This is a genomic window from Nocardia sp. CC201C, from assembly GCF_030010695.1.
GTDB classification, from domain to species: domain Bacteria; phylum Actinomycetota; class Actinomycetes; order Mycobacteriales; family Mycobacteriaceae; genus Nocardia; species Nocardia otitidiscaviarum.
The window spans coordinates 1-7,915 of record NZ_JASCXP010000354.1; the positions used below are offsets into that span (position 1 = coordinate 1).

General features: G+C 67.7%; 8 protein-coding genes. All 8 read left to right on the top strand.

Annotation, left to right across the window (positions count from 1 at the left end):
• Positions 1-373 precede the first annotated feature (373 nt).
• Entirely contained in the window at positions 374-1,114 is a 741-nt protein-coding gene (gene pgeF / locus QK444_RS28050) for a peptidoglycan editing factor PgeF (RefSeq protein ID WP_282785152.1), read from the top strand.
• A 23-nt stretch (positions 1,115-1,137) separates the two neighbouring features.
• Positions 1,138-1,887 (top strand): YggS family pyridoxal phosphate-dependent enzyme, encoded by a 750-nt coding sequence (locus tag QK444_RS28055; protein ID WP_282785156.1) that lies wholly within the window; start codon positions 1,138-1,140, stop codon positions 1,885-1,887.
• Positions 1,888-1,995: 108 nt separating this feature from the next.
• Complete coding sequence (locus QK444_RS28060; RefSeq protein WP_282785153.1) at positions 1,996-2,160, top strand: hypothetical protein; 165 nt, start codon at positions 1,996-1,998, stop codon at positions 2,158-2,160.
• Positions 2,157-2,933: a cell division protein SepF gene (locus QK444_RS28065; RefSeq protein ID WP_029929282.1), complete on the top strand. Its 777-nt coding sequence runs from the start codon at positions 2,157-2,159 to the stop codon at positions 2,931-2,933. The genes QK444_RS28060 and QK444_RS28065 overlap by 4 nt, the downstream gene beginning before the upstream one ends.
• Positions 2,934-3,058: 125 nt before the next feature.
• The gene (locus QK444_RS28070; RefSeq protein WP_029929281.1) at positions 3,059-3,349 is read left to right on the top strand and encodes a YggT family protein; all 291 of its coding nucleotides are present in this window, start codon (positions 3,059-3,061) and stop codon (positions 3,347-3,349) included.
• An 83-nt stretch (positions 3,350-3,432) separates the two neighbouring features.
• Positions 3,433-4,251 carry a DivIVA domain-containing protein gene (locus QK444_RS28075; protein WP_039812462.1) on the top strand — a complete coding sequence of 273 codons (819 nt, stop codon included), beginning with the start codon at positions 3,433-3,435 and terminating at the stop codon, positions 4,249-4,251.
• Positions 4,252-4,377: 126 nt separating this feature from the next.
• Entirely contained in the window at positions 4,378-4,581 is a 204-nt protein-coding gene (locus QK444_RS28080) for a hypothetical protein (RefSeq protein ID WP_282785154.1), read from the top strand.
• A gap of 313 nt (positions 4,582-4,894) precedes the next feature.
• Positions 4,895-7,915: isoleucine--tRNA ligase (gene ileS, locus QK444_RS28085; protein ID WP_282785155.1), on the top strand; the 3,021-nt coding region annotated here is incomplete at its 3' end.

Sequence of the window (7,915 nt, forward strand, 5' to 3'; positions counted from 1 at the left end):
CGTGATCGCTGACTGTCGCGTCGGCGCGTTCTGCTCGCAGACCTGTCAGCTCGGCAGCTCGTCCGGTGACAGCGCCCGCCGGTGGCGCGATCGGACGCGATGTGTTCGTGGTGCCATCATCCAGCCGGTATGTGGCCGCCGGGTTGCCGGTTCACTGACCCTGGAGTGCGTGTTGTCCGTGGACCGGTGGGCGCACTTGCCAGCTTCCGCTCGCACCACCCGGTCCGCCTGAGAGTTCGCGCAGGACCGAGCGTGGCCGAGAGCCGCACGCTGTGGGGCGGCGGGCGTTCGGTCCCGGTGTCGCGTGTCACGTGATGGTCCGCACGCGGCCGCTGGCGCGGGTTGCCCGGTGGTGGCCATTACCCTCGGAGGCATGACTTCTGCTGCACCGGTACTGCGTACTCGGCGGGTGACGACGACACGGGCGGGCGGGTTCTCGAAGGCCCCGTACGACTCGTTCAATCTCGGGGATCATGTCGGCGACGATCCGGAGGCGGTGCGACGCAATCGGTTGCGGCTGGCCGAGAACCTCGGGCTGGCGCCGGAGCGGTTGATCTGGATGGAGCAGATCCACGGGCGCACCGTCACGGTGGTGGACGGGCCGCGCACCGACGCCGTGCCCGCGACCGACGCCCTGGTCACCACGCAGCCGGATCTGGCGCTGGTGGTGCTGACCGCCGACTGTGTCCCGGTGCTGCTGTCGGATGACGAGGCGGGGGTGATCGCGGCCGTGCACGCGGGCCGCATCGGCGCGCGCATCGGCATCGTGCCGCGGGTGCTCGAGGCCATGTACGAACTCGGCGCGAAACCCGAACGCATCGGCGCGTTCCTGGGTCCGGCTGCCAGCGGACGCCGGTACGAGGTGCCCGCCACCATGCGCGCCGACGTCGAGGAGCATCTGCCGGGCAGCGCCACCACTACCGCCAAGGGCACCCCGGGCCTGGATCTGCGCGCGGGCATCCGGCGGCAGTTGGAGGCGGCCGGGGTCGGCGCCGTCGCGGTGGACCCGCGCTGCACCATCGAGGACGACACGCTGTTCTCGCACCGTCGCGGCGCGCCGACCGGCCGAATCGCCGGTGTGATTTGGATGTCATCCGAGGGAGCGGCGGCATGACCTCCGAATCGTCCACCGCCGCAATGGGTATCGAAACCGACGGCGAGACGCGCGTCACGGCGCGCACCGCCGAACTGTCGGCCAACCTCACCACCCTGACCGAGCGCATCGACGCAGCATGCCGGGTGGCCGGGCGGGAACCCGACACCGTACGCTTACTCCCCGTAACTAAATTCTTTCCGGCCTCGGATATCGAAATCCTCTATGGGCTCGGCCGCCGCGAATTCGGCGAATCCCGAGAACAGGAGGCCAGCGAGAAAGTGGCCCAGTTGCGCCACCTGTCGCACGTGCGCTGGGAATTCATCGGGCGTCTCCAGCGCAACAAAGCGAAACACGTTGCACGCTGGGCAAATACCGTCTATTCGGTCGATTCGGACAGGTTGGCGACCGCACTCGACACCGCCGTCACCGCCGCCCTCGAGGCGGGCGATCGCGACACACCCCTGCGCGTCCTGCTGCAAGTCAGCCTGGACGCCGACCCCACCCGCGGCGGCGTCGCCCCCGACGATCTCCCGGCCCTCGCCGACCGGATCGAGGAATCGGCATCGTTGCAGCTCGCGGGCCTGATGGCGATTCCGCCGCTGGGCACCGATCCGGCCGCCGAATTCGCCCGCCTAGCCGACCTGCACGGCCGCCTGCTGGCGACACATCCCCAGGCCAGGGAGCTGTCGGCGGGGATGTCAAACGATTTGGAGGCCGCCATCGCCCACGGATCGACCTGCGTGCGTGTCGGTACCGCGTTGATGGGCGCGCGACCGATAACCTCGCCTTAGCAAAGAAACCTCATCAGTCACATTTGAAACATATGCTTGTGAAGGACGAGGGACTGAGCAGTACTTCAACACCCCAGGCCAGTCGGGGCCGAAGGAAGGTCGACCGGTATGAGCGAGCGTAGCGAGCGAATGATCGACGCAGCCACGAGCGTGCTCGTGCTGGAGCCGAGCGCTAGCGAGGTGGAGGCAGTGAGCGAGCGTAGCGAGCGAGCCGTTGACGCAGCCACGAGCGTGCTCGTGCTGGAGCCGAGCGCTAGCGAGGTGGAGGCATGAGCACGCTGCACAAGTTCAAGGCGTACTTCGGCATGGTTCCGCTCGAGGATTACGAGGACGACTACGTCGACGACCGCGGGGGACACCGGGGTGGCCTCGACGAGCGTGGTGCGCGTCGGCCGCGTCCCCGGGAATACGACCGCGACTACGACCGGTACGCCGACGACCGCTACGACGACGAGCCCGCTTACCCCGAGCCGTCCTACAAGGCCCCGTACCAGCCGGGCTACAGCGTGGCGCGTCGCGATGACTACGCCGACGACTACGCGGACGACCGGTACGAGCCGCCGCGCCGTCCCACCCGCATCGACACCGCCCCGTCCAGCCGCACCCGCAGCCTGGGCGGCGGTGCGCCGATGGTGCGCGGCGCGACCCGCGGTGCGCTGGCGGTGGACACGGAGGCCGAGCGGCGCATGGAAGAGCTGCGGATGGAGGAGCGCCGCATCGAGACCGCGCCGCCGCGCCGGTCCGGGCTCTTCGAGGAAGGCGGCCCCTTGTCCAAGATCACGACGCTGCGTCCGCGCACCTACGCCGAGGCCGCCATCATCGGTGAGCGTTTCCGCGACGGCACCCCGGTGATCATGGACCTGGTCGAGATGAGCAACTCCGACGCCCGCCGCCTGGTCGACTTCGCCGCCGGGCTGGCCTTCGCGCTGCGTGGCTCGTTCGACAAGGTCGCGACCAAGGTGTTCCTGCTCTCACCGGCCGATGTGGACGTATCGGCCGAGGAGCGTCGGCGCATCGCCGAAACCGGTTTCTACAACCAGAAATAACGACCCGATCCGGGTGCGGCCGCACCGCCGCACCCTGCGGGGACACGCCGTGCACGGGGGAGGGCGCGCCGATCCGAGCGGCGCGTATGTTTTGCGGGACACCGATTCTGAGGCAGAGTGAACACGTGGCCCTGATCGCGGTGTTGAACCTAGTCCTGCTCCTGTTCTGGCTGCTGCTGATCAGCCGCGTCATCGTGGAGTTCATCCACGTGTTCGCGCGTGATTGGCGCCCCAGCGGCTTCCTCGCCGTCATCTTCGAGGTGATCTTCACGATCACGGATCCACCGGTGAAACTCCTGAGGCGTTTGATACCGCCAGTGAATCTTGGGGGAATTCGGCTCGATCTGTCGATTATGGTCCTGCTTTTTGTCGTCTTCTTCCTCTACTCGCTCACGGCCACTGGCGGCACCGCGTAGCTGAGATGTGACAGAATGGGCCGAGAAGAAAGCTTGTCTGATCTAGTGCTAGATCTCCGTACGAAGCGTGAAGGGATCCTTCCATGCCGCTGACCCCAGCCGATGTGCACAACGTCGCGTTCAGCAAACCACCGATCGGGAAGCGCGGCTACAACGAGGACGAAGTCGACGCCTTCCTCGATCTGGTCGAGCAGGAGCTCTCACGCCTCATCGAAGAGAACGCCGATCTGCGCCAGCGGGTCGCCGAGCTCGACGCGGAACTCGCTGACGCCAAGAAGAATCGGGGCCCGGTCGCGGCCGTGAAGCAGGCTCCCGCGCCGGAGCCGCCCAAGCCCGCCCCGGCTCCGGCCCCCGCGCCCATGCCGGCTCCCGCGCCCGCCGCCAAGGACGCGCCCTCCGCGGACGCGAATCTGCAAGCGGCCAAGGTGCTCTCGCTGGCCCAGGAGATGGCCGATCGGCTCACCTCCGATGCCAAGACCGAGGCCGAGCAGTTGCTGGCGAACGCCAGAACCAATTCCGAGCGCCTGGTCAGCGATGCACGTACCCGCTCCGAGTCGATGATCGCCGACGCCCGCCAGAAGGCCGAGGCCATGCTGTCGGACGCGCAGACCCGCTCCGACAATCAGCTGCGCCAGGCCAAGGAGAAGGCCGACGGCCTGCAGGCCGACGCCGAGCGCAAGCACACCGAGATCATGGCCACCATCACCCAGCAGCGCAGTGTGCTGGAGAGTCGGATCGAGCAGCTCAAGACCTTCGAACGCGAGTACCGGGTGCGGCTGAAGTCCTACCTGGAATCGCAGCTCGAGGAGCTGGAGAACCGTGGGTCCGCGGTGCCGGTCGACGGTGGCGAGTTCGGCGAGGGCGCGTCCGGCAACGGTGCACTGCTCAAGGGCGGCAAGTAAAGCCGTCGCGACGACGTCCCCCGGTGCTGCGCCGCACGGCCCGCACGGGCCGGGTGGCCACGGGCCGGGTGACACAGCGCAGCGACACCACCGTTTCGGAATTCGCGGTCAGACCAGGGGGTGCCCGTGCTCGTGGTGACGCTCGGCCTCGCGGCGGTCGGATTCGGACTGCTGGTCGCCGCCCTGACCACCGGTTCCGTGGTGTGGGCATGGGCCTGCATCGTGGTCTGTGTGATCGGCGCGGTGCTCCTGCTGGTCAGTGCGCTGTCCATGCGCTCCGACGAGGACGAGACCCAGTCCCGGCCAGGCGGTAAGCACGCCAGACACTAGAGCGCGGGTCCGCGGAATAATCCCTGGACCGCGCTCGCTAGACTTGACACTGCACTACGGCGTCGATCCGGCAATCACCGGGGAGCCTTCGGAAGAACGGCGGCCGCGGCCGCTCAGTAGAACCGAACGGGTGAGCCCGTCACAGCTCGCAACGAGAGGTTCGGCCGTCCCGATCGGGACGCCGCCGGACAAGCGGGGTGGTACCGCGGTGAGAGCGCACCGAGCGCTCGTCGTCGTCCCCGTGCCCCAGGTGATGGCACGAGGAGAGACGGAGCCCGCGATGGCGGACGAGGCCCCTGTAGACAACCCCGCTGTGGACCCCACAGTCACCCGGAACGCGTATCCCCGCGTCGACCTGGGCCGCACCGGCGGCGGCCAGGTGTCCTTCCCCGATCTGGAGCAGCGCGTCCTGGAGTACTGGGCCGCCGACGACACCTTCCGCGCCAGCATCGAGAACCGTTCCGATGCACCGGAATTCGTCTTCTATGACGGGCCCCCCTTCGCCAATGGGTTGCCGCATTACGGACATCTGCTCACCGGCTATGTCAAGGATTTGATCCCGCGCTTCCAAACCATGCGCGGAAAGAAGGTCGAGCGCCGATTCGGATGGGATACTCACGGCCTGCCCGCGGAAATCGAAGCGGAGAAGCAGCTCGGTATCACGGACAAATCACAGATCGATGCCATGGGCTTGGCAGAATTCAATGCCGCGTGCAAGTCCTCGGTACTTCGCTACACCAATGAGTGGCGTAACTATGTGACGCGTCAGGCCCGCTGGGTCGACTTCGACAACGACTACAAGACCCTCGATCTCGACTTCATGGAGTCGGTCATGTGGGCCTTCAAGGCGTTGTATGACAAGGGGCTCATCTATCAGGGCTTCCGGGTGCTGCCCTACAGCTGGTATGAGCAGACGCCGCTGTCGAACCAGGAGACCCGCCTCGACGACGCCTACAAGATGCGGCAGGATCCGGCGGTCACCGTGGATATGGTGCTGTCGGTGCCCGCGGACCATCCGCTGCACGAACTGGACGGCGCGAACGCCCTGATCTGGACCACCACGCCCTGGACGCTGCCGTCCAACCTGGCGATCGCCGTCCACCCCGACGTCACCTACACCCACGTCAAGGGCAAGGACGGCAAGCGCTACCTGCTTGCCGCCGAACGGGTTTCGCACTACGCGCGCGAGCTGGGCGAGGAGGCCGACGGCTTCGAGGTGCTCGGCGAGCAGCTCGGCGCCGCCCTGGTCGACCTGCGCTACCAGCCGCCGTTCGACTTCTTCGTCGGCCACCCGAACGCGCACCGGGTGCTGACCGCCGATTACGTGACCACCGACTCCGGCACCGGCATCGTGCACCTCGCGCCCGCCTTCGGTGAGGAGGATATGGACGTCGCGTCGGCGGCGGGCATCGAACTGGTGCAGCCCCTCGACGCGGGCGGCAAGTTCACCTCCATGGTGCCGCCGTACGAGGGCCTCATGGTCTTCGACGCCAACCCGGTGATCATCAAGGACCTCAAGGCCACCGGAAAGCTGTTGCGGCACGAGACCATCGAGCACTCCTACCCGCACAGCTGGCGGTCCGGGCAGCCGCTCATCTACATGGCGGTGCCGTCCTGGTTCGTGGCCGTCACCAAGTTCCGCGACCGCATGGTGGAGCTCAACCAGGAGATCACCTGGGTGCCCGAGCACATCCGCGACGGCCAGTTCGGCAAATGGCTCGAGGGTGCGCGCGACTGGAACATCAGCCGCAACCGGTACTGGGGTTCGCCCATCCCGGTGTGGGTATCCGACGATCCGGCCTATCCGCGGGTGGACGTGTACGGCTCGCTCGACGAGTTGGAGCGCGACTTCGGCGTGCGCCCGACCGATCTGCACCGGCCCATGATCGACGACCTGGTGCGCCCGAATCCCGATGACCCGACCGGGAAGTCGATGATGCGGCGCACCCCCGAGGTGCTCGACTGCTGGTTCGAGTCCGGCTCCATGCCGTTCGCGCAGGTGCACTACCCGTTCGAGAACAAGGACTGGTTCGACGGCACCGCGACCGCTGAGTCCACGGCCGGCACCGCCGCCGAGTCCACGGGCGGCGTCGGCCACAACCCGGGCGATTTCATCGTCGAGTACAACGGCCAGACCCGCGGCTGGTTCTACACCCTGCACGTGCTGGCCACCGCGCTGTTCGACCGTCCGGCCTTCAAAACCGTTGCGGCGCACGGCATCGTGCTCGGCGACGACGGGCTCAAGATGTCCAAGTCCAAGGGCAACTACCCGAATGTCAACGAGGTGTTCGACCGCGACGGCTCCGATGCCATGCGCTGGTTCCTCATGGCCTCGCCCATCCTGCGCGGCGGCAACCTCATCGTCACCGAGCGCGGGATCCGCGAGGGGGTCGGCCATGCGCTGCGCCCGCTCTGGAACGCCTGGACCTTCCTGCAGCTCTACGCCTCGAAACCCGGTACCTGGCGCACGGATTCGCCGCATGTGCTGGACCGCTACATCCTGGCCAAGCTGGCCCGCACCCGCGAGGTCATGACCGAGGCGCTGGAGGTCTACGACATCGCCGGGGCCTGTGACGAACTGCGCTCCTTCGCGGACGCGCTCACCAACTGGTATGTGCGCCGGTCGCGTTCGCGCTTCTGGGAGGAGGACCGCGATGCCATCGACACCCTGCACACCGTGCTGGAGGTGACCACCCGGCTGGCGGCCCCGCTGCTGCCGCTGCTCACCGAGGTGATCTGGCGCGGCCTCACCGGCGGCCGCTCGGTGCACCTGGCCGACTGGCCGGCCGAGGCCGAGCTGCCCGCCGATCCGGAGCTGGTCGCGGCCATGGACGAGGTGCGCGCGGTGTGCTCGACGGTGCTGAGCCTGCGCAAGGCCCAGAATCTGCGGGTGCGGCTGCCGCTCTCGGAGGTCACCGTGGCGGCCGAGGACGCGGAGCGGCTCATCCCGTTCACCGATCTGATCGCCGACGAGGTGAATGTCAAGAAGGTCGATCTCACCACCGATGTGGCCGCGCACGGCCGCTTCGAACTGGTGGTCAACGCCCGTGCCGCCGGTCCGCGCCTGGGCAAGGACGTGCAGACCGTCATCAAGGCGGTCAAGGCGGGCGAGTGGACCGAATCGGCCGACGGCGTGGTGAGCGCCGCGGGCATCACCCTGCTGCCCGAGGAGTACACCCAGCGCCTGGTCGCCGCCGAGCCGGACTCCACCGCCGCCCTGCCCGGCAATGCCGGTCTGGTGGTGCTGAATTCGGCGGTCACCGAGGAACTGGAGGCCGAGGGTTGGGCCCGCGACCTCATCCGCGACCTGCAGGAGACCCGCAAGGCCAAGGGC